This is a genomic window from Kaistia soli DSM 19436 (genome assembly GCF_900129325.1).
Taxonomy (GTDB): domain Bacteria; phylum Pseudomonadota; class Alphaproteobacteria; order Rhizobiales; family Kaistiaceae; genus Kaistia; species Kaistia soli.
The window spans coordinates 184,195-203,979 of sequence record NZ_FQUP01000006.1 but is presented as its reverse complement, the minus strand read 5'-3'; the positions used below and the strand labels follow the sequence as shown (position 1 = coordinate 203,979).

At 65.1% G+C, this 19,785-nt stretch carries 15 protein-coding genes; all 15 read left to right on the top strand.

Annotated features, from left to right (window positions below; genetic code table 11):
- Positions 1-31: 31 nt before the first annotated feature.
- The 15 genes from uxuA to BUB39_RS21470 all read left to right on the top strand — a co-directional run bounded on the left by uxuA (position 32) and on the right by BUB39_RS21470 (position 19,736).
- Positions 32-1,228 (top strand): mannonate dehydratase, encoded by a 1,197-nt coding sequence (uxuA, locus tag BUB39_RS21540; protein ID WP_073057901.1) that lies wholly within the window; start codon positions 32-34, stop codon positions 1,226-1,228.
- 134 nt (positions 1,229-1,362) lie between these two features.
- Positions 1,363-1,986: a TetR/AcrR family transcriptional regulator gene (locus BUB39_RS21535; RefSeq protein ID WP_175561925.1), complete on the top strand. Its 624-nt coding sequence runs from the start codon at positions 1,363-1,365 to the stop codon at positions 1,984-1,986.
- Positions 1,987-2,057: 71 nt separating this feature from the next.
- Positions 2,058-3,269 carry an efflux RND transporter periplasmic adaptor subunit gene (locus tag BUB39_RS21530; RefSeq protein ID WP_073057900.1) on the top strand — a complete coding sequence of 404 codons (1,212 nt, stop codon included), beginning with the start codon at positions 2,058-2,060 and terminating at the stop codon, positions 3,267-3,269.
- Positions 3,266-6,787 (top strand): efflux RND transporter permease subunit, encoded by a 3,522-nt coding sequence (locus BUB39_RS21525; protein WP_073057899.1) that lies wholly within the window; start codon positions 3,266-3,268, stop codon positions 6,785-6,787. Before BUB39_RS21530 ends, BUB39_RS21525 begins: the two co-directional genes overlap by 4 nt.
- A 203-nt stretch (positions 6,788-6,990) precedes the next feature.
- A complete protein-coding gene (locus BUB39_RS21520) occupies positions 6,991-8,037 on the top strand; it encodes a LacI family DNA-binding transcriptional regulator (RefSeq protein ID WP_073057898.1) in 1,047 nt (348 codons plus the stop codon).
- Positions 8,034-9,041 carry a Gfo/Idh/MocA family protein gene (locus BUB39_RS21515; protein WP_073057896.1) on the top strand — a complete coding sequence of 336 codons (1,008 nt, stop codon included), beginning with the start codon at positions 8,034-8,036 and terminating at the stop codon, positions 9,039-9,041. Before BUB39_RS21520 ends, BUB39_RS21515 begins: the two co-directional genes overlap by 4 nt.
- Before the next feature lie 2 nt (positions 9,042-9,043).
- Complete coding sequence (locus BUB39_RS21510; protein ID WP_073057894.1) at positions 9,044-10,636, top strand: acyl CoA:acetate/3-ketoacid CoA transferase; 1,593 nt, start codon at positions 9,044-9,046, stop codon at positions 10,634-10,636.
- Entirely contained in the window at positions 10,629-11,408 is a 780-nt protein-coding gene (locus BUB39_RS21505; RefSeq protein WP_073057892.1) for an enoyl-CoA hydratase/isomerase family protein, read from the top strand. Before BUB39_RS21510 ends, BUB39_RS21505 begins: the two co-directional genes overlap by 8 nt.
- A 1-nt stretch (position 11,409) precedes the next feature.
- The gene (locus BUB39_RS21500; protein WP_073057890.1) at positions 11,410-12,924 is read left to right on the top strand and encodes an aldehyde dehydrogenase family protein; all 1,515 of its coding nucleotides are present in this window, start codon (positions 11,410-11,412) and stop codon (positions 12,922-12,924) included.
- A gap of 63 nt (positions 12,925-12,987) precedes the next feature.
- On the top strand, positions 12,988-14,241 hold the full coding sequence (locus BUB39_RS21495; RefSeq protein WP_073057888.1) for an ABC transporter substrate-binding protein: 1,254 nt from the start codon (positions 12,988-12,990) through the stop codon (positions 14,239-14,241).
- A 262-nt stretch (positions 14,242-14,503) separates the two neighbouring features.
- Positions 14,504-15,397, top strand: a complete 894-nt coding sequence (locus tag BUB39_RS21490; RefSeq protein ID WP_084527825.1) for a carbohydrate ABC transporter permease — start codon at positions 14,504-14,506, stop codon at positions 15,395-15,397.
- Positions 15,394-16,329, top strand: a complete 936-nt coding sequence (locus tag BUB39_RS21485; RefSeq protein WP_073057885.1) for a carbohydrate ABC transporter permease — start codon at positions 15,394-15,396, stop codon at positions 16,327-16,329. The genes BUB39_RS21490 and BUB39_RS21485 overlap by 4 nt, the downstream gene beginning before the upstream one ends.
- Positions 16,330-16,333: 4 nt before the next feature.
- Positions 16,334-17,449 carry an ABC transporter ATP-binding protein gene (locus BUB39_RS21480; protein WP_073057883.1) on the top strand — a complete coding sequence of 372 codons (1,116 nt, stop codon included), beginning with the start codon at positions 16,334-16,336 and terminating at the stop codon, positions 17,447-17,449.
- Positions 17,446-18,960 carry an FAD-dependent oxidoreductase gene (locus BUB39_RS21475; RefSeq protein WP_175561924.1) on the top strand — a complete coding sequence of 505 codons (1,515 nt, stop codon included), beginning with the start codon at positions 17,446-17,448 and terminating at the stop codon, positions 18,958-18,960. Before BUB39_RS21480 ends, BUB39_RS21475 begins: the two co-directional genes overlap by 4 nt.
- The gene (locus BUB39_RS21470) at positions 18,957-19,736 is read left to right on the top strand and encodes a 3-ketoacyl-ACP reductase (RefSeq protein ID WP_073057881.1); all 780 of its coding nucleotides are present in this window, start codon (positions 18,957-18,959) and stop codon (positions 19,734-19,736) included. The genes BUB39_RS21475 and BUB39_RS21470 overlap by 4 nt, the downstream gene beginning before the upstream one ends.
- Positions 19,737-19,785: the final 49 nt, after the last annotated feature.

The window sequence follows — 19,785 nt, the reverse complement described above, 5'->3', positions numbered from 1 at the left end:
GTTATGGCCTGTATGAGGGAGGAAAAACGATATGGAACAGTGCTGGCGTTGGTTCGGGCCGGAAGATCCCGTGACGCTCGATCATGTCAAGCAGGCCGGGGCCAGCGGCATCGTCACGGCGCTGCATCACATCTATGACGGCCGCGCCTGGACGCTCGAAGACGTCCTGGAGCGCAAGGCCATCATCGAAAAGGCAGGTCTGCGCTGGAGCGTCTGCGAGTCGATCCCCGTCCCCTCCGAGATCAAGCTCCGTTCCGGCGCCTATCGCGAGAAGATCGACGCCTGGAAGACCAGCCTCACCAGCCTTGCCAAGGGCGGCGTGAACGTCATCTGCTACAACTTCATGCCGGTGGTCGACTGGACGCGCACCGATCTCATGTTCCGCCGGCCGACTGGCGGCTATGCGCTGCGTTTCGACATGCCGGATTTCGTCGCCTATGACGCGTTCGTCCTGAAGCGGAAGAACGCCGCCGCCGGCTATGACGCCGCGCTGCTCGCGGAAGCCGAACGCCGCGTCAAGGCCATGGATGAAGCGGCGATCACGCGGCTCGAAAAGAACATCATCGCCGGACTCCCTGGCGGCGAGGACAGCTATTCGCGCGAGGGCATCGCCCGCCAGATCGCTCGGTTCGATGGCCTCGGCGATGCCGAGATGCGCGATCACCTGATTGAATTCCTGAAGGAAGTCGCCCCGCTTGCCGAGGAACTCGGCGTGCGCCTCGGCATCCACGCCGATGACCCGCCCTTCTCGTTGTTCGGCCTGCCGCGGGTCGTCTCGACGAGCACGGATGTCCGCACCATCCTCTCGGCCGTCGATATTCCAGCGAGCGGATTGACGCTCTGCTCCGGCTCCTATGGCGCGCGGGCCGATAACGACCTGCCGGCGATCGCGGAGGAATTCGGCAGCCGCGTTCATTTCGTTCATTTGCGCAATGTGACGCGCGAGGCAGACGGCTCCTTCTTCGAGGACGATCACCTCGCAGGCAGCACAGACATGGTGAAGCTGATCGTGGCGCTGACCCGCGAGGAACGCCGCCGCCGGGCCGAAGGCCGCGCGGATGCCGAGATCCCCATGCGGCCGGATCACGGCCATCTCCTCGTCGACGACATCACCAAGGTCGAGGCGGGCATGCGGGTCAATCCGGGCTATTCCTGCATCGGTCGCCTGAAGGGCCTTGCCGAACTGCGCGGCGTCATGGCGGCGGTCGACCAGCTCATCCCGGCCTGATGCTTCTGAAGCGGCGTCGCATTGGTTCGATGTGACGCCCCCTACATTTCCGAACATGTCGGCTTGACTCTGCCACCTCCCTTGCCCACTTCATGCGAGCGAATGTTCATTCGCACGAAGCGCAGGGGTCCGTTATGGCGACGATGGTGGCGATAGATCCGGCTGAGCGGGTGGTAAACGCGCAGGAAGCGCGGCGCGCCCAGGTGCTCGACGCCGCGCGTGTCTGCTTCGCCCGTTCCGGCTTTCGCGGTGCTTCGATGCAGGAAATCTGTGCCGAGGCAAAGATGAGCCCCGGCGCGCTCTATCGCTATTTTCCGTCCAAGGAAGCGATCATCGAGGCAATCGCCGAGGATGAACGCTGCGACGCTGCCGCGATCGTCGAAACGATGCGGGGCGACGCGCCCCTGCTCGATCGCATGGTCACCTGTTCCATAGGCTATTTCGCGTTTATGCGCGAAGCGGGTGCATCGAGCCTGATGGCCGAAATCAGCGCCGAGAGCCTGCGCAACACCGCCATCGGTCAGCGCTTCGCCCGCATCGACGACAAGGTGCGCGCAACGATTGACGACATTCTGTCCGAGGCAGTCGCTGCGGGCGAAATTCCGCCGATCGACGACATGAACGCGACCATCGGCCTGCTTATGGCGGCTGTCGACGGCATCGCGCTGCGCCAGATCGCCGACCCGGACCTGACCCTTGCCCGCATTGAACCTGTCCTCCGCCGGATGCTTGCCGGCGTCTTGCAGATCACCGCCTGAATGCATAACGCGCGATCCCCGATCGCCCATGCCCCTGTTTCGAGAAGGCGCTGCGTGAGCGGCGGACAGAGATGAAGTTTGAAATCCGCCTCGCGGCATCGGCCGCCCTCGCAGCCTTCCTCGCCGGTGCCTGCATCACACTGCTGTCGGCACCGGCCGCCTTCGGTGCCGAGGCCGCTGCGCCCGCGGCTGTCGCGCGGCCGCCGGCCATCACGGTTGCGCCCGCCGCCCGTGGCGAAGTCGTCGAGACGGAGACCGTCGTCGGTTCACTGGTGCCCCGCGAGGAGGTGCTGGTGGGCGTCGATCTCGACGGCTACCGCCTGACCGAACTGCTCGTCGAGGAAGGCGACAGGGTCAAGGCCGGCCAGGTTCTCGCTCGTCTTTCGACCGATACACTCGAAGTGCTGCTCGCGCAGAATGCATCTTCGCTCGCTCGCAACGATGCCGCGATCGCGCAGGCCAGGAGCCAGATCGCCGAAGCCGTCGCGACCGAGGTGGAGGCCAAGTCCTCTCTGGAGCGCGGCACGTCGCTGCAGGAGAAGGGCTTCGCGTCCACGAGTGTCCTCGACCAGCGCCGCTCGCTGGCCGGCGCCGCGACCGCGCGCCGTGCCGCCGCCGAGCAAGGGCTTGCCGTCGCAGAGGCGGACAAGGCATTGACAGAAGCGCTCCGCCGCGAGCTGGAGCTGCGGCTTGCCAAGACCGAGATCAAGGCGCCGACCGACGGGATCGTGCTCTCCCGCAACGCCCGTATCGGCGCGATCGTCTCGGGAGGCGGCGAGCCACTCTTCCGCATTGCGGAGGATGGCGCCATCGAGATGGAGGCGCAGGTGCCCGAGACGGCGCTGGCGCGGATCGCCATCGGCCAGCCTGTCGAGATCCACTCCGCCGGCATCGACGCCGTCATCGAGGGCAAGGTGCGTCTGGTCGCTCCGCGAATCGACAGCACGAGCCGGCTCGGGCGCGTTCGCGTCGCGTTGGCGCCCGATGCCAAGGTCAATGCCGGAGCTTTCGCGCGCGGCACCGTCGAGATCGCCCGGCATGCCGGCGTGATGCTGCCGCAGTCGGCGATCGTCACGCTCGACGGCAAGCCGACGGCGCAGGTGGTCAAGGACGGCAAGGTGGAGACGCGTGCGCTCGTCACCGGGATTTCCGGCAACGGCGTCGTCGAGATCCGCTCCGGCGTCGCCGAGGGCGAGGACGTCATCCTCAGGGCCGGCACATTCGTGCGCGACGGCGATCAGGTGACGCCGGTGCTGGCGTCGGCTCAGGGAGCGAAGGGATGAACTGGAACTTCTCCGCCTGGGCGATCCGCAATCCGGTCCCGCCGATCCTCCTCTTCGTCGTGCTGATGGCACTCGGCCTCTATTCGTTCTTCCATCTGCCGATCACAAAATTCCCCAACATCGACGTGCCCGTGATTTCGGTGACGGTCACTGATGTCGGCTCGGCCCCGGCCGAGCTCGAGACGCAGGTGACGAAGAAGGTCGAGGACGCCATCGCCGGCATATCCGGCGTCAAGCATGTCACCTCGACGGTCACGGATGGTTCCTCGACCACGGCGGTCGAGTTTCGTCTCGAGATCAACACCGATCGGGCGCTCAACGACGTCAAAGACGCCATCGCCAAGATCCGCAGCGATATGCCGGGCTCGATCGATGAACCGATCGTCCAGCGCATCGACGTCGAGGGGCAGTCGATCCAGACCTATGCCGTCACCGCGCCGACGATGACGGCGGAGGAATTGTCCTGGTTCGTCGACGACACCATCATCCGCGACCTGCAGGGACTCAAGGGCGTCGGCCGCGTCGAACGCATGGGCGGCGTCACGCGCGAAGTCCAGGTTCGGCTCGACCCGGACCGCCTGATGGCGCTCGGCGTCACGGCGGCCGAGGTCAGCCGGCAGCTCAAGGCGACCAATGTCGATCTCTCCGGCGGTAAGGCCGAAGTCGGCGGCCAGGAGCAGACGATCCGTACGCTGGCCAATGCTCCTAACCTCGATGAGCTCGCCGCGACCCGCATCGTGCTGAGCGGTGGACGCGAGGTGCGGCTCTCCGATCTCGGAACGCTGGTCGACGGCTATCAGGAACCGAAGTCCTATGCACGGCTCGACGGCAAGCCGGTCGTCGCTTTCGCCATTTACCGTGCCAAGGGCGCCAGCGACGCATCTGTGTCCGACGTGGTCAAGGCCGAGGTTGCGACGCTCCAGGCGGCTCATCCCGATATCGGCTTCTCGCGGATCGACGACAGCGTCTACTACACCTATGGCAACTATCAGAGCGCGATGGACACGCTCGTCGAGGGCGCGCTTCTGGCGATCCTCGTCGTGCTGCTGTTCCTGCGCGACATCCGCGCGACGCTGATCGCGGCCATCGCATTGCCGCTCTCGGCGATCCCGACCTTTTGGGCGCTGTCGATGCTCGGCTTCTCGCTGAATCTCATCAGCCTGCTCGGCATCACCCTCGTTACCGGCATTCTCGTCGACGATGCGATCGTCGAGATCGAGAACATCGTCCGCCACACCCGCATGGGCAAAAAGCCCTACAGGGCGGCGCTGGAGGCGGCCGATGAGATCGGCCTCGCGGTCATCGCGATCTCGGCGACGATCATCGCGATTTTCGCGCCGGTCTCCTTCATGGGCGGTGTTGCCGGCCAGTATTTCAAGCAGTTCGGTCTCACCGTCGCGATCGCCGTGTTCTTCTCGCTGCTGGTCGCACGACTGATTACCCCGATGATGGCCGCGTTCTTCATGCGCGTGCCCTATGCGGGCGATGGCAGCGATGGACGCAAAGTCTATCGAGGCGTCTGGCCGACCTTCCGCCGCCGCGTCGGTGCGCTTGCCCTGGTCGGTATTCTGTTCCTTGCCTTGCTCATGCTGGTTGAAAGCGCCGGGCCGGCCGCCGCCTGGTGGGCGCCGCTGACCGCGCTTGATGGTTTGGCGGCGAAGCTCGCAGCTAGTGGCTGGGCGCTCGTCATCGGCGGCACGCTGGCTGTCGTGCTCGCCGTTGCAGCCTTCACGACCTGGCTCGGCCGTCCGCATCCCGAGGAGCATGAAGACGGCTTCATCATGCGGCTCTATACCGGGCTGCTGCGCGCGACGCTCTGGCGGCCGCGCATTCGCGTGCCCTTCGCGACGCGGCTCGAAGAAGGCGTGAAGCGTCCGGTCCGGTTGCGCGTTCCGGTGATGCCGCTCGTCACGATCGCGGCCGGCATCGCCTTCTTCCTCGTCTCGATGAATGCCACGCAATATCTTCCGACCGGCTTCATCCCGCCGGTCGACGAGGGCCGCATCGTCACCTCGGTCGAATTGCCGCCCGGCGCACGCCTCGACGAGACCACGCGCGTCAGCGACGCGATCTCGGCAACGCTCGGCAAGATCAATGGCGTCGAAAGCGTCTTCGTGATGGGCGGCACCTCGCCGACCGGTACGCTGGAAAAACGCCGCGCCACGGTCATCCTCAACCTGACGCCGAAGGAAAGCGGCCGGCCGAGCCAGAAGGACCTGCAATTCGTGGTGCAGGATGCGCTCGCCAGCATCCCCGACATCCGTGCCTTCTTCATGAATGAGCGTGGCGATCGCGAGGCGACAGTCGGTATCCTCGGCCGCGACGGCGACGCCGTGACGGCCGCCGCGAGTAATCTCGAAGCCGCGATGCGCAAGGATCCGATCTTCTCGAATCCTGCGGCGCAGGCCTCGTTCGCCCGGCCGGAGATCCGGATCAACCCGAAGGCCGATCAGGCAGCCGATCTTGGTATCTCCACCAGCGCGATCTCGGAAACCGTCCGCGTCGCCACCATGGGCGATGCTGACAGTCAGCTCGCCAAGTTCACCGTTGGCGACCGGCAGATCCCGATCCGCGTCGAATTGAAGGAAGGGTCGCGCGGCGATCTCTCGTTGCTCTCCGCCTTGCGCGTGCCAACCGGTTCCGGTGGCTCGGTGCCGCTTTCGACCGTTGCCGATATCGGCTTCGGTCAGGGACCGTCGACCATCGAGCGCTACGATCGTGAGCGGTTGGTCAAGGTCGGTACCGACATGGCGCCCGGCTATACGTCGGGGCAGGGGCTCGATCGCATCAAGGCGCTGCCGGTGGTCAAGGACTTCCCCGCGGGCGTCCGCATCCAGGATACCGGCGATGCTGAAATCCAGGGTGAAGTCTTCTCCGGCTTCGCCGTGGCGATGGGCGCCGGCATCATGATGGTGTTCGTGGTGCTGATCCTGCTCTTCAACAGCGTGATCCAGCCGATCACTATCCTGGCCTCGCTGCCGCTTTCGGTCGGCGGCGTGGTCGCGGCGCTGCTCCTCACCAACAACGCGCTCTCGATGCCGGTCATCATCGGCATACTCATGCTGATGGGCATCGTCACCAAGAATGCGATCATGCTGGTCGATTTCGCGGTCGAGCGTGAGAAGCACGGCATGGAGCAGACCGAGGCTGTGATCGATGCCGGGCGCAAGCGTGCCCGGCCGATCGTGATGACCACCATCGCCATGGCTGCCGGCATGCTGCCAGCCGCCTATGGCGTCGGCCAGGGCGGCGAGTTTCGCGCGCCGATGGCGATTGCGGTGATCGGCGGCCTCCTCGTCTCGACGGTACTGTCGCTGGTGTTCATCCCCTCGGTCTATTCGGTCATGGACGACGTCTCGCGCGGCATCGCCGGGCTGTTCCACTGGATCGTCAAGCCGAACCGCCGCGAGGAAGCCGGCGACACCGCCGAAGACGCGCATCCTGCGGCGGCAGCCAGCTCCGCAGCCGACGCCACAGCCGCCGAGCACGCGGCGGCGATGCGGATCGCCGCCGAATAGGTTTCGCCCGGACGCCCTGCCATCGGCGGGTCGTCCGGGTTCTCTGTTTATGGAACGATCCAAAAAATCTGTGGTCGCCTTGCGGCTAAAGTGACGCATTTAGCCTAAAGGCTGGATTTCCAGCTAACGGCGATCTCTTGACGTGGTTGCGATCTCGGCATAGAGAACTGGAACGTTCCAAAAACAGAGATCGACAGCGATCCATGAACGCCCGGGAAACGCCAGCCACCGCTTCACGCATCACGATGATCGACATCGCCCGCCATGCCGGCGTCTCGAAGTCGACGGTGTCGCTCGTGCTGCAGGCGAGCCCACTGGTGAAGGCCGAGACGCGCGATAAGGTCAATGCGGCGATCGAGGCGCTTGGCTATGTCTACAATCGCGGCGCAGCGAACCTCCGCGGTTCGCGCTCGAACATCGTCGGCATGGTCATCAATGATCTCGCCAACCCGTTCTTCGCCGAGCTTGCCGTCGGCATCGAGCGCGTCTTCCATGCCGCCGGCTACATTCCGTTCATCGCCAACACGATCGAGAATGCGAAGCGCCAGAGCGAAGTGCTGCGCTCGATGTCGGAGCATGACATCGCCGGCCTGATCATCTGCCCGGCACGCGGCACGCGTCCGGCCGATATCGAGGCGCTGGCGCAGCTCGGCGTGCCGACGGTGCTCGCCATGCGCCGTCTCGCCGGACCGAAATTCTCGTCCGTCACGCCGGACAATTTGCGCGGCGCGCGGCGGGCGACGGAGCATCTCATCGCCCTCGGTCATCGCCGCATTGCCTTTTTCGGCGGCTATTCGGACATGATCGCCCAGAATGATCGCTGCGGCGGCTACCAAGCCGCGCTGTCGGCCGCCGGCATCACGTTCGACCGCGCGCTGGTCATCGAAGGGCCGCCCAATCGCGACTGCGGCCTCAACGCGATCGGCCATGTGCTCGACATGGCCGAGCCGCCGACGGCCGCGCTCTGCTTCAACGATGTCGTCGCCTTCGGCGTGCTCTCGGGCCTCGAGCGGCGCGGGCTTGCCGCCGGCCGCGACTTCGCACTCGTCGGCTTCGACGATGTCGCCGAGGCGCGCCACACCAATCCGCCGCTCACGACGGTGCATGTCGATACCGGCGCACTCGGCGAGCGGGCGGCGCATCAGGTGTTGCGCATGATCCATGGCGATACGCGGCCGGAGGAGTTCGTCAGCGATGTCGATCTCGTCGTGAGGGCGAGTTGCGGCGCCACATCCAGGAGACAGCCATGACCACGATCCGATGGGGCCTCATCGGCGCCTCCAATATCGCCCGCGAGCATGTCATCAACGCTATCCGCCAAAATGGCGGCGAGGTGCTGTCGGTGATGAGCTCCGATGCCGGGCGCGCCAACGACTATGCGGCCGCAAACGGCATCCCTTCCGGCACGGACAGCCTCGCGGCGCTCTTGGAGCGCGATGATATCGACGCGGTCTATATCTCGACGACCAACGAGCTGCATCGCGACCAGGCGCTTGCCGCGGCCAAGGCCGGCAAGCACATCCTCTGCGAGAAGCCCCTGGCGCTGGCGCTGGCCGATGCTCATGCGATGGTGAATGCCGCCAAGGCGGCCGGCGTCGTGTTCGCGACCAACCATCACCTGCGCAATGCTGGCGCGCATCGCGCGATGCGGGCTGCGATCACTGAAGGGCGCATTGGCAAGCCTCTGGCGGCGCGGGTGTTCCACGCAGTCTATCTGCCGCCGTTCCTGCAAGGCTGGCGCATCAACGCGCCGGCTGCCGGCGGCGGTGTCATTCTCGACATCGCCGTGCATGACGCCGATACGCTGCGCTTCGTTCTGGGCGACGAGCCCGAAAGCGTCCAGGCGCTGACCCAGTCGGCCGGCATGGCCGAGGGTGGCCTCGCGGATGCGGTGATGACGACAGCGCGCTTCCGCTCCGGCCTGATCGCCCAGACGCACGATGCCTTCACATCCAAATATGCCGGCACCGGTTTCGAGGTGCATGGCACCGAGGGCTCGCTGATCGCGCGCGATGTCATGACCCAGAAGCCGATCGGCTCGGTGGTGCTGCGCGACAACAACGGCGAGCATGCGCTCGATTTCGATCGCGGCGACCTCTATGTCCGCGCGCTCGGCGCTTTCCATGCGGCCACACGCGGCGAGGGCCAGCCGGCTGCGACCGGCGAGGACGGCATCCGCTCGCTCGCGTTCGGCCTCGCAGTTGCCGAGGCGGCGCGGACCGGCGCGCGCGTCGCTGTGGAGACGGGGCTCTGAGCATGGCGTCGAAGGTCATCACAGCCAGCGAAGCCGCGGCTCTCATCAAGGACGATGCCGTCGTCACGGTCTCCTCGGCGAGCGCGCTTGGCTGTCCGGACGCGACGCTGGCGGCGATCGGCGCGCAATTCGACGCCACGGGTCATCCGAAGAACCTGACGATGCTGCATCCAATCGCCGCCGGCGACATGTATGGCGTCAAGGGCATCGATCATGTCGCGAAGCCCGGCTTGCTCGGGCGCATCCTCGCCGGCTCCTATCCCTCCGGTCCGTCGACAGCCGAGCCGCCGGCGATCTGGAAGATGGTCGGCGACAATGCCATTCCGGCCTACAACATCCCCTCGGGCATCCTGTTCGACATGCATCGCGAGGCGGCGGCGAAACGGCCCGGGGTCATCACGAAGGTCGGCCTCGATACCTTCGCCGATCCCCGCCGCCATGGCTGCGCGATGAACGCCGCGGCCGAAGCAGCCCCGGTTGTCGAGGTTCTCGATTTCCGCGGCGAGGAATGGCTGTTCTTCCCCTGCATCGTGCCCGACGTCGCCATCATCCGCGCCACGACGGCCGACGAGCGCGGCAATCTTACCTTCGAGCATGAGGGCGCCTATCTCGGCCCGCTCGATCAGGCGATGGCCGTGCGCAACAATGGCGGCATCGTGATCGCGCAGGTGAAGCGCTTGACGCGAGCCGGCACGATGAAACCGCTGGCCGTGCATGTGCCCGGCATTCTCGTCGACCATGTCGTCGTCGCGCCCGACCAGTGGCAGACCTGCCAGACCGCCTATGAGCCGGCGATCTCGGGCGAGATTTCGCGCCCGCTCGAGAGCTTCGACATTCCCGCCTTCGACATCGCCAAGGTCATCGCCCGCCGCGTCGCGCTGGAGCTGAAGGCGGGCTGGGCGGTCAATATCGGCTTCGGCATCTCCGCCAATGTGCCGCGCATCCTGATCGAGGAAGGCCGGCATGGCGACGTGACTTGGGTCATCGAGCAGGGCGCCGTCGGCGGCGTGCCGCTCCTCGATTTCCAGTTCGGCTGCGCCTCGAATGCCGAGGCGATCGTGCCGAGCCCGCAGCAATTCGTCTATTTCCAGGGCGGGGGCTTCGATTGCTCGCTGCTCTCCTTCCTGCAGATCGATGCGTCGGGCTCGGTCAATGTCTCACGCCTCTCCGCACGGCCGCATGTGACGGCTGGAGCCGGCGGCTTCGTCGACATCACCGCGCGGGCCAAGCGCATCATCTTCTCCGGCTATTTCAATGCCGGCGCTAAGTTCGCGATCGAGAACGGCACGGTGGAGATCGTCAAGGAAGGCAAGGTCAAGAAGCTCGTGCCGGAGGTGGAGCACGTCTCCTTCTCGGGCCGACGCGCTGTCGCGCAGGGACAGGAGATTCTCTATGTCACCGAGCGCTGCGTCATGCGGCTGACGCCTGCGGGCGTCGAGGTGATCGAGATCGCGCCGGGCTTCGATCTGGAGCGCGATATTCTCGGCCAGGCAGAATTCCCTCTTCGGGTAGCGAATGACCTGAAGCGCACGCCCGACCGACTCTACCATCCGGCAAAGATCGGCCTCGCGCTTGAGGAAGCCCATCATGGCTGAAACGCGCATCCGCAACGAGATCGATGGCCCGATCGCGATCTTGACGCTCGACCGGCCGGAAAAGCTGAACGCGCTCGATCAGGCGATGATCGACGCGATCGAAGCCTTCGTAGCGTCGACCGAGGCGAACCGCGCCGTGCGCGCTGCGATTATCACCGGGGCGGGCGAGAAGGCCTTCTCCGCCGGCGGCGATATTGCCGCCTGGGCCGGGCTCGATCCGGTGACCTTCATGCGTGACTGGATCCGCAATGGCCACCGCGTGTTCGATCGCCTCGCGCGCCTGCGTCAGCCGCTGATCGCCTGCCTCAACGGTCATGCCTTCGGCGGCGGGCTGGAACTCGCCGCGACGGCCGACCTGATCGTGATGGAGGCGCATGGCCGCATCGGCCTGCCGGAAACCGGACTCGCCATGGTGCCGGGCTGGTCGGGCACGCAACGCCTCGTGCGCCGCTTCGGCTCGCGCGTCATCAAGCGGATGGCGCTCGGCGGCGAGATGTTCGGGGCCGAGGAGGCGTTGGCGCTCGGGCTCGTCGATAAGGTCGTGCCAAAAGGCGAGGGGCTCGCGGCCGCCAAGGCCTTGGCGACGTCGATCGCTGCGCGCGGCCCGGTGGCGGTCCAGGTCACCAAGCAGTTGATCAACGCCGCCGAGGGCGAAGAGCAGGCGGCGGCAATCGAATCCGTCGCCGGTGCGCTCGCAGCCTTCACCGAGGATCTGAAAGAGGGCGCCGCCAGCTTCCGCGAGAAGCGCGCCCCCCGTTTTGAGGATTGCTGACATGACCCTTCACATCGATCCGGCGCGTCTCGCTGAGGCGACCAGCGGCCCCCGCCGCTACCAGATGCTGATCGACGGCAAGTGGACTGATGGCGAGGTCGGGCTCGAGGGCGAGCGTGTCAGCCCCGGCCACGGCATCGTCGTCAGCCGCTACGCCTTCGGTTCGGAGGCGGATGTCGCGCGCGCCGTGGCGGCTGCCCGCCGCGCCTTTCATCGCGGGCCCTGGCCTCGCATGAAGGCGGCCGATCGCGCCGCCGTGCTGCTTAAGACTGCCGACCTCATCGACGCGAGGCGCGAGGAGATCGCGCGCCTCGATGCGATCGAGAGCGGCAAGCCGATCAGCCAGGCGCGTGGCGAGATCGCCGGCGCCGCCGATATCTGGCGCTATGCTGCCTCGCTCGCACGTACGCTGCATGGCGAAAGCTACGCCAATCTCGGCGACGACATGCTAGGCGTGGTGTTGCGCGAGCCGGTCGGTGTCGTCTCGATCATCACGCCGTGGAACTTTCCGTTCCTGATCGTGGCGCAGAAACTGCCCTTCGCGCTCGCCGCCGGCTGCACGACCGTGGTCAAGCCCAGCGAGATGACCTCGGCCTCGACCGTCGTTCTTGGTGAGATCCTGATGCAGGCCGGCCTCCCCGAGGGCGTCTGCAACATCGTGCTCGGCACCGGGCCCGAAGTCGGCGCCCATATGGTCGCCCACCGCGACGTCGACATGGTGACATTCACCGGCTCGACGCGGGTTGGCAAGGCGACGGTGCAGGCCGCCGGCGCGACGCTGAAGAAAGTGGCGATGGAGCTCGGCGGCAAGAACGCGCAGATCGTGTTCCCCGATGCCGATCTTGATGCCGCGGTCGATGCCGCCGTGTTCGGCGCTTTCTTCAACGCCGGCGAATGCTGCAATGCCGGCAGCCGGCTCATCATTCACAAGGCGGTGGCGAAGGACTTCCTCGCGGCCTTCGAGAAGCGCGCCGCGCGGGTCAAGGTCGGCGACCCGCTCGACGACGCTACCAAGGTCGGCGCGATCATCACGCCCGAGCATCTGAAGAAGATCGAAAATGCCGTGATCGACGCGACCGCCGACGGCGCGACTGTCGCGCTCGGCGGTGCGGGGCTCACCAGTGCTGCGGGCCAGTACATGACGCCGACGGTCGTGACCGGCGTCAAGCCCGACATGGCGATCGCGCGCGAAGAGGTGTTCGGCCCGGTTCTGTCGGTGCTCGAATTCGAGCGCGTCGAGGAGGCGCTGCGTCTTGCCGACCTCACCGACTATGGCCTTTCGGCCGGTGTCTGGTCGCGCGACATCGATACCGCCATGACCGTCGCGCGCTCGGTTCGCACCGGTACGGTGTGGGTCAACACCTTTATGGATGGCTATCCCGAACTGCCCTTCGGCGGCATGAAGCAGAGCGGAATCGGTAGAGAGCTGGGCAAGAATGCGGTAGAAGATTTTTCGGAGGCCAAAACAATTCAGTTCCATCGGGGTCCGCGCACCTCATGGTGGGTGGAGGACTGACGGGGAGACGGCCGGCTCTGGAGGGAGCCCGGCCGAGGTTGATGCGTCACTCGGGAGGAGATGATGATGCGTAAGCTGATGATGGCTGCGGCCATGCTGGCGACGACGGCGCTCACCGCGCATGCGGATGACGTCAAGGAAGTGCAGATGCTGCACTGGTGGACTTCGGGCGGCGAGGCTGCCGCTCTCAATGTCCTCAAGCAGGATCTCGCCACGGAAGGCTATACCTGGAAGGACGTTCCGGTGGCCGGCGGCGGTGGTGACGCCGCCATGACGGCGCTGAAGGCGATGGTCGCGGCGGGCAACCCGCCGACTGCCTCGCAGATGCTCGGCTATACGGTTCTTGATTACGCCGAGGCCGGCAAGATGGGCGACTTGACGGAGACAGCCGTCGCGGAAGGTTGGGACAAGGCCGTTCCAGCCGCTCTGCAGAAGTTTGCCGTCTATGACGGCAAATGGGTCGCGGCGCCGGTCAATGTCCATTCGGTGAACTGGCTTTGGATCAACAAGGCCGTGATGGACAAGATCGGCGGCACCGAGCCGAAGACCTTTGATGATTTCATCGCGCTGCTCGACAAGGCCAAGGCGGCCGGCGTCACGCCGCTCGCGCTCGGCGGCCAGAACTGGCAGGAAGCGACGATGTTCGACAGCGTCGTCCTGTCGACCGGCGGTCCCGAATTCTACAAGAAGGCCTTCAACGACCTCGACGAGGACGCGCTGAAGTCCGACACGATGAAGAAGTCGTTCGACAATCTTGCCAAGCTCAAGACCTATGTCGATCCGAACTTCTCGGGCCGCGACTGGAACCTTGCCACCGCCATGGTCATCAATGGCGATGCCCTGGTCCAGGTGATGGGCGATTGGGCCAAGGGCGAGTTCGTGGCGGCGAAGAAGGTGCCCGGCACAGACTTCCTCTGCTACCGCTTCCCGGGCACGGACGGCTCAGTGATCTACAACTCCGACATGTTCGGCATGTTCGACGTGCCGGATGATCGCAAGGCCGCCCAGATCGCGCTCGCCAAGGCGACGCTCTCCAAGAGCTTCCAGTCGGCCTTCAATGTGGTGAAGGGCTCTGTTCCCGCGCGCACCGACGTTCCGGATACCGACTTCGACGCCTGCGGCAAGAAGGGCATCGCCGACCTTAAGGCCGCCAATGAAGGCGGCACGCTGTTCGGCTCGTTCGCCCAAGGCTATGGCGCGCCTCCGGCGGTCGCCAATGCCTACAAGGACGTCGTCTCGAAATTCGTCCACGGCCAGATCACGTCCTCCGATCAGGCGGTCGATGAACTGGTGAAGGCGATCGACGACGCCAAGTAGCGGCGCATCCTACGTCTTCCCCGCTCGCTCTGGGCGGGGAAGATGCGCTCTGTCATTGCCGGCTCGCCCCGGCAATCCAGACATCCCTTCGACGCAGTCACCCGCCCGACGCGACAAGCGAGGCAGGCGTGCCGGGTCAGGCCCGACAATGACAGGCGTTCGAAGGATCCGTCGATCGTCGATCCGGAGTCCGCCCATGGCGCTGACAACTGCAACCCACCCCGATAGGCCGTCGGCAGCCGGCATTCAGCCGTCCAGGTCGATGCGCGCGCGGATGCAGGATGCGCTGCCGAAGCTGGTGCTGGCGCCAAGCTTCGCGATCACGCTCATCTTCGTCTACGGCTTCATCCTCTGGACGATCTATCTCTCCTTCACCAACTCGAAGGCGTTTCCGAAATATGTCCTCACTGACGCCCGCGCCTATCAGCGGCTGTGGCGTTGGACGTTCGAGAGCGATCCGCCGTCGTCCTGGTATACCTCGATCACCAATATGGGCATTTTCGGCGTGCTCTATATCGCCATCTGCCTCGGCCTCGGCCTGCTGATCGCGATCCTGCTCGACCAGAAGATCCGCGGAGAGGGCCTGCTGCGACCGATCTATCTCTATCCGATGGCGCTGTCCTTCATCGTGACCGGCGTCGCGTGGAAGTGGTTCCTCGATCCCGGCCTCGGTCTTGAGCAGACGCTGCATCAATGGGGCTGGACCTCGTTCCATTTCGACTGGATCAAGAACAAGGATTTCGTGATCTATACCGTCGTCATCGCCGGCGTCTGGCAGGCCTCCGGCTTCGTGATGGCGATGTTCCTCGCGGGCCTCCGCGGCATCGACAGTGAGATCGTCAAGGCCTCGCAGATCGATGGCGCCTCGACCTTCCAGCTTTATCGCAGGATCATCATTCCGCTGCTCCGGCCGGTCTTCCTCTCGGCGCTGATCGTGCTCGCGCATATGGCGATCAAGTCCTACGACCTCGTGGTCGCGTTGACCTCGGGCGGGCCGGGTGGCTCGGCCTGGCTGCCGTCCAACTTCATGTATGAGTACACCTTCAAGCGCAACGAGATGGCTGTCGGTTCGGCCAGCGCCGTGATCATGCTCGCTACCATCTCGGCGATCATCGTCCCCTATCTCTATTCCGAGCTCAGGGAGAAGGCCCGATGAGCGCCGCTCTCGCCGCGTCGCGCCGGACGCCGGGGTCGTCCATCGTCCCGCGCATCGTCATCTACGGGTTGCTGATCTTCTTCGCGCTGATCTACCTAATCCCGTTCTTCGTGATGCTGGTGACATCGCTGAAGACGATGCCGGAGATCCAGCAAGGCAACATGCTGGCGCTGCCGAAGGCGCCGACGATCGATCCCTGGATCAGGGCCTGGGGCGAGGCCTGTGTCGGGCTGACCTGCGAGGGCATCCACGGCTATTTCTGGAATTCGATCAAGATGGTCGTGCCGGCCGTCGCGATCTCGACCATTCTCGGCGCCCTCAACGGCTATGTGCTTACCAAGTGGCGCTTCAAAGGTCACAAGCTCGTCTTCGGACTGATGCTGTTCGCCTGCTTCATTCCGTTCCAGGCCGTGCTGTTGCCGATGGCCACTGTGCTGGGTGAGTTCGGCCAGATCGGCAAGGCGCTCACCAACGCGACCGGGTTCGCGTTCGGGTTCGGCAACCCGACGGTGAACCTCGTCTTCGTGCATGTCGTCTATGGTCTCGGCTTCACGACGCTGTTCTTCCGCAACTATTACGAGGCGTTCCCCACCGAACTGGTGAAGGCCGCCATGGTCGACGGCGCCAGCTTCTTTCAGATTTTTCGCCGCGTGCTGCTGCCGAATTCACTGCCGATCATCGTGGTGACGGTGATCTACCAGTTCACCAATATCTGGAACGACTTCCTGTTCGCCTCGGCCTATGCCGGCTCGGGCGACGTGATGCCGATGACGGTGGCGCTCAACAATGTCGTCAACACGTCGACCGGCGTCGTCGAATACAATGTCAACATGGCCGCCGCGATGATCGCCGCGATGCCGACGCTCCTCGTCTACGTCCTCGCCGGCCGCTATTTCGTGCGCGGTCTCATGGCGGGCGCCGTCAAGGGATAGAACCATGGCGTTTCTGGAAATCGACCGTCTCGTCAAGCGCTTCGGCGCCACCGAGGTTCTGAAGGGCATAACGCTCGAGGTGGAAGAGGGTGGCTTCCTCGTGCTGGTCGGGCCATCAGGCTGCGGCAAGTCCACGCTGCTCTCGATGATCGCCGGGCTCGACACGATCTCCGAGGGCGAGGTGCGCATCAACGGCCGCCGCGTCAACGAACTGCATCCCTCGCAGCGCGACATTGCGATGGTGTTCCAGTCCTATGCGCTCTACCCGAATATGACGGTCGCCGAGAACATCGCCTTCGGGCTCGAAATGCGCGGCGTTCCGAAGGCGGAACGAGTCGCGGCGGTGGCCAAGGTCGCGGACATGCTGCAGATGGGTCATCTCCTGAACCGCAAGCCGAGCCAGCTTTCGGGCGGCCAGCGCCAGCGCGTCGCCATGGGACGCGCGCTGGTGCGCGATCCGCAGGTGTTCCTGTTCGACGAGCCGCTCAGCAATCTCGACGCCAAGCTCCGGGTCGACATGCGCACCGAGATCAAGCGGCTGCACCAGCGCATGGGCACCACGATCGTCTATGTGACGCATGACCAGATCGAGGCCATGACGCTGGCGACCCAGATCGCCGTGTTGAAGGATGGCGTGCTGCAGCAGTTCGGAAGCCCGGCCGAGGTCTACAACAACCCGGTCAACATGTTCGTCGCCGACTTCATGGGTTCGCCATCGATGAACCTCGTGCCGGCCAATATCCGCGCAGAGAATGGCAGGACGGTCGTCGCGCTGAGCCGGGCGAATGAAGAGGATCTCATTCTCGATCCCGGCGCCGCGTCTGAAAAGCTCGGCACGGTTCTCGGCCAGGATGTGCTGCTCGGCATCCGTCCCGAGGCGATCACCGACCACGATGGTGCCGATCGCAACGCCAAGACGCTCGTCGATGCCGATTGCCACGTCGAGGTGGTCGAGCCGGCTGGCTCCGACACGTTCGTCGTCACCCATCTCGGCGGCAAGCATGTCATCGCGCGCATGCGCTCGGACGCTTCTGTCAGGGGCGGTCAGCGCGCGCCCTTCACCTTCAACATGGACAAGGCCGTGTTCTTCGATCCCAAGACCGAACTTCGGGTGGCATGATCGTCATGACCCCCGACATCGTCATCATCGGCTCGGGCATGGGCGGCGCGACGCTGGCCGCCGGTCTCGCCGGCTCGGGTGCGCGCGTCCTCATCCTGGAAAAGGGGCGTCAGCTCGCCGATCGGCCCGAGAACCGCGACGCACGCGCCATTTTTCAGCGCGGCTATTTTCGGCCCAAGGAGCAGTGGTACGACGCCGAGGCCAACGACGCCCCGTTCAATCCAGGCAATTATTACTACGTCGGCGGCAATTCGAAATTTTATGGCGCGGTGCTGATCCGCTACCGCGCCGAGGATTTCGAAGCCATGGAGCATGATGGCGGCGTGTCGCCGGCCTGGCCGATCTCCTATGCCGAAATGGAGCCCTATTACAGCCGCGCCGAACAGCTCTACCGCGTGCGCGGCGAGCTCGGCGACGACGACACCGAGCCGTATCACTCGCAACCCTATGCTTTCGGCGCCATCCCGGATGAACCGGCGCTGGCGGCGGTGCGGCGGCGGCTCGCGGCTGCCGGCCTGCATCCGGCTTCGCTGCCGCTCGGCGTCGACATCGATCAATGGCTGAAGAAGGCGCGGACACCCTGGGATGCGTTCCCGGATGCCCGCACCGGCAAGATGGACGCCGAGACCTGCGGCCTCGCGACGGCCCTCGCCGATCCCAACATCACGATCGAGACTGGCGCTGAGGTCACGCGGCTTGTCGCCGGACCTGACGGCCGCATCACCACTGTCGTCTATGTGCAGGACGGTGAAACGAAGACGCTGTCGCCGAAGATCGTCGTGCTCTCGACCGGCGCGGTGAAATCGGCGGCCATGCTGCTCGCCTCGAAAAGCGAAGCCTTTCCAAACGGGCTCGCCAACGGCTCGGATGTGGTCGGGCGCTATTTCATGAGCCACAACATGACGGCGATGATCGCCGTCGATCCGCGTTTCACCAATGATGCCATCCACCAGAAGACGTTCGGCTTCAACGACTTCTATTTGTCGGACGGCAGGGGCGGCAAGCCGCTCGGCAACATGCAGCTTCTCGGCCGTGTCTCCGGTGCGATCCTCAAGGCCAATGTCCGTTTCGCGCCGGAATGGACGCTGAGCCTCTTGTCTCGCCACAGCGTCGATTTTCTCGCCATGAACGAAGATCTGCCGGATCGCGACAGCCGCATCCGCGTCGATGGCGAGCGGGTCATCATGCAGTGGAAGCGATCCAACATGGAGGCGCATTGGAAGCTCGTCCGCGTCATGAAAGAGCGTTTTCATGCCGCCGGCTTCCCGCTGGTGCTCACGCATCACTTCGATGGGCGCACGCCCTCGCATCAGTGCGGCACGGTCCGTTTCGGTACCGATCCGGCGACATCGGCGCTCGATATCCATTGCCGCGCCCATGACCACCGCAATCTCTTTGTTGTCGACGCCGGCTTCCTGCCGACCTCGGCCGCCGTCAATCCGGCGCTGACGATCGCGGCGCAGGCGCTCCGCACCGCTGACCACATGATCGCGACCGGGTTCGACGCATGACAGCCGAGGCCGGAAAACGTCCCGTGACGCTCGTCACCGGCGGCCGGCGCGGCATCGGCCTCGCAATCGCCGAAGCCTTCGCAGCCGCCGGCCATGATGTGGCGCTGACCGACATCGTCCGCGACGATGCGGCGGACGCAGCGATCGCCCGCATCGAGGCACTGGGCGCGCGTGCTCACTTCGTGGCCTTCGATCTTGCTGATCTTTCGGCGCATGAAACAGCGCTCGCGGAGATCGAGGCGGCCCTCGGCCCAGTCGACATTCTGGTCAACAATGCCGGCATCGGCGCCGTGGTCCGGGGTGATCTCCTCGAACTGCTGCCGGAGAATTTTGACACCGTCCTCGCGGTCAATCTGCGTGGCACGCTGTTCTTCACGCAGGCTGCCGTGAAGCGGATGCTGGCGCGTCGGGGTCTGCATCCCCGCGCGATCCTGACGGTATCGTCGGTTTCGGCGGCGCTCGCCTCGCCGGAACGGACGGACTACTGCGTTTCGAAGGCCGGTCTCGCGATGTTCGTCCAAAACCTCGCGCTCCGCCTCGCCGACACCGATATCGGCGTCTTCGAACTTCGACCGGGTATCATTCGTACCGATATGACGGTCAAGGTCAGCGAAAAATACGACCGACTGATCGCGGACGGCCTCGTACCGGCCGGACGCTGGGGCGAGGGCGCCGATATCGGGCGCGCCGCGGTGGCTCTGGCGAGCGGCGCCTTCGGCTTTGCGACTGGAACGGTCGTCAATCTCGATGGCGGCCTCGCAATACCGAGACTGTAGTTCAACCCGCGATCCTACATGTCGCGGCATATTGTTTGGAACGTTCCAA

What these genes read in the sequence shown, in the direction of transcription:
- BUB39_RS21470 (WP_073057881.1), top strand. Translation starts at nt 18,957, where the DNA reads ATGACAGCCGAGGCCGGAAAACGTCCCGTGACGCTCGTCACCGGCGGC.
- BUB39_RS21515 (WP_073057896.1), top strand. Translation starts at nt 8,034, where the DNA reads ATGACCACGATCCGATGGGGCCTCATCGGCGCCTCCAATATCGCCCGC.
- BUB39_RS21530 (WP_073057900.1), top strand. Translation starts at nt 2,058, where the DNA reads ATGAAGTTTGAAATCCGCCTCGCGGCATCGGCCGCCCTCGCAGCCTTC.
- BUB39_RS21475 (WP_175561924.1), top strand. Translation starts at nt 17,446, where the DNA reads ATGATCGTCATGACCCCCGACATCGTCATCATCGGCTCGGGCATGGGC.
- uxuA (WP_073057901.1), top strand. Translation starts at nt 32, where the DNA reads ATGGAACAGTGCTGGCGTTGGTTCGGGCCGGAAGATCCCGTGACGCTC.
- BUB39_RS21525 (WP_073057899.1), top strand. Translation starts at nt 3,266, where the DNA reads ATGAACTGGAACTTCTCCGCCTGGGCGATCCGCAATCCGGTCCCGCCG.
- BUB39_RS21500 (WP_073057890.1), top strand. Translation starts at nt 11,410, where the DNA reads ATGACCCTTCACATCGATCCGGCGCGTCTCGCTGAGGCGACCAGCGGC.
- BUB39_RS21480 (WP_073057883.1), top strand. Translation starts at nt 16,334, where the DNA reads ATGGCGTTTCTGGAAATCGACCGTCTCGTCAAGCGCTTCGGCGCCACC.
- BUB39_RS21510 (WP_073057894.1), top strand. Translation starts at nt 9,044, where the DNA reads ATGGCGTCGAAGGTCATCACAGCCAGCGAAGCCGCGGCTCTCATCAAG.
- BUB39_RS21490 (WP_084527825.1), top strand. Translation starts at nt 14,504, where the DNA reads ATGCGCGCGCGGATGCAGGATGCGCTGCCGAAGCTGGTGCTGGCGCCA.
- BUB39_RS21495 (WP_073057888.1), top strand. Translation starts at nt 12,988, where the DNA reads ATGATGCGTAAGCTGATGATGGCTGCGGCCATGCTGGCGACGACGGCG.
- BUB39_RS21505 (WP_073057892.1), top strand. Translation starts at nt 10,629, where the DNA reads ATGGCTGAAACGCGCATCCGCAACGAGATCGATGGCCCGATCGCGATC.
- BUB39_RS21520 (WP_073057898.1), top strand. Translation starts at nt 6,991, where the DNA reads ATGAACGCCCGGGAAACGCCAGCCACCGCTTCACGCATCACGATGATC.
- BUB39_RS21535 (WP_175561925.1), top strand. Translation starts at nt 1,363, where the DNA reads ATGGCGACGATGGTGGCGATAGATCCGGCTGAGCGGGTGGTAAACGCG.
- BUB39_RS21485 (WP_073057885.1), top strand. Translation starts at nt 15,394, where the DNA reads ATGAGCGCCGCTCTCGCCGCGTCGCGCCGGACGCCGGGGTCGTCCATC.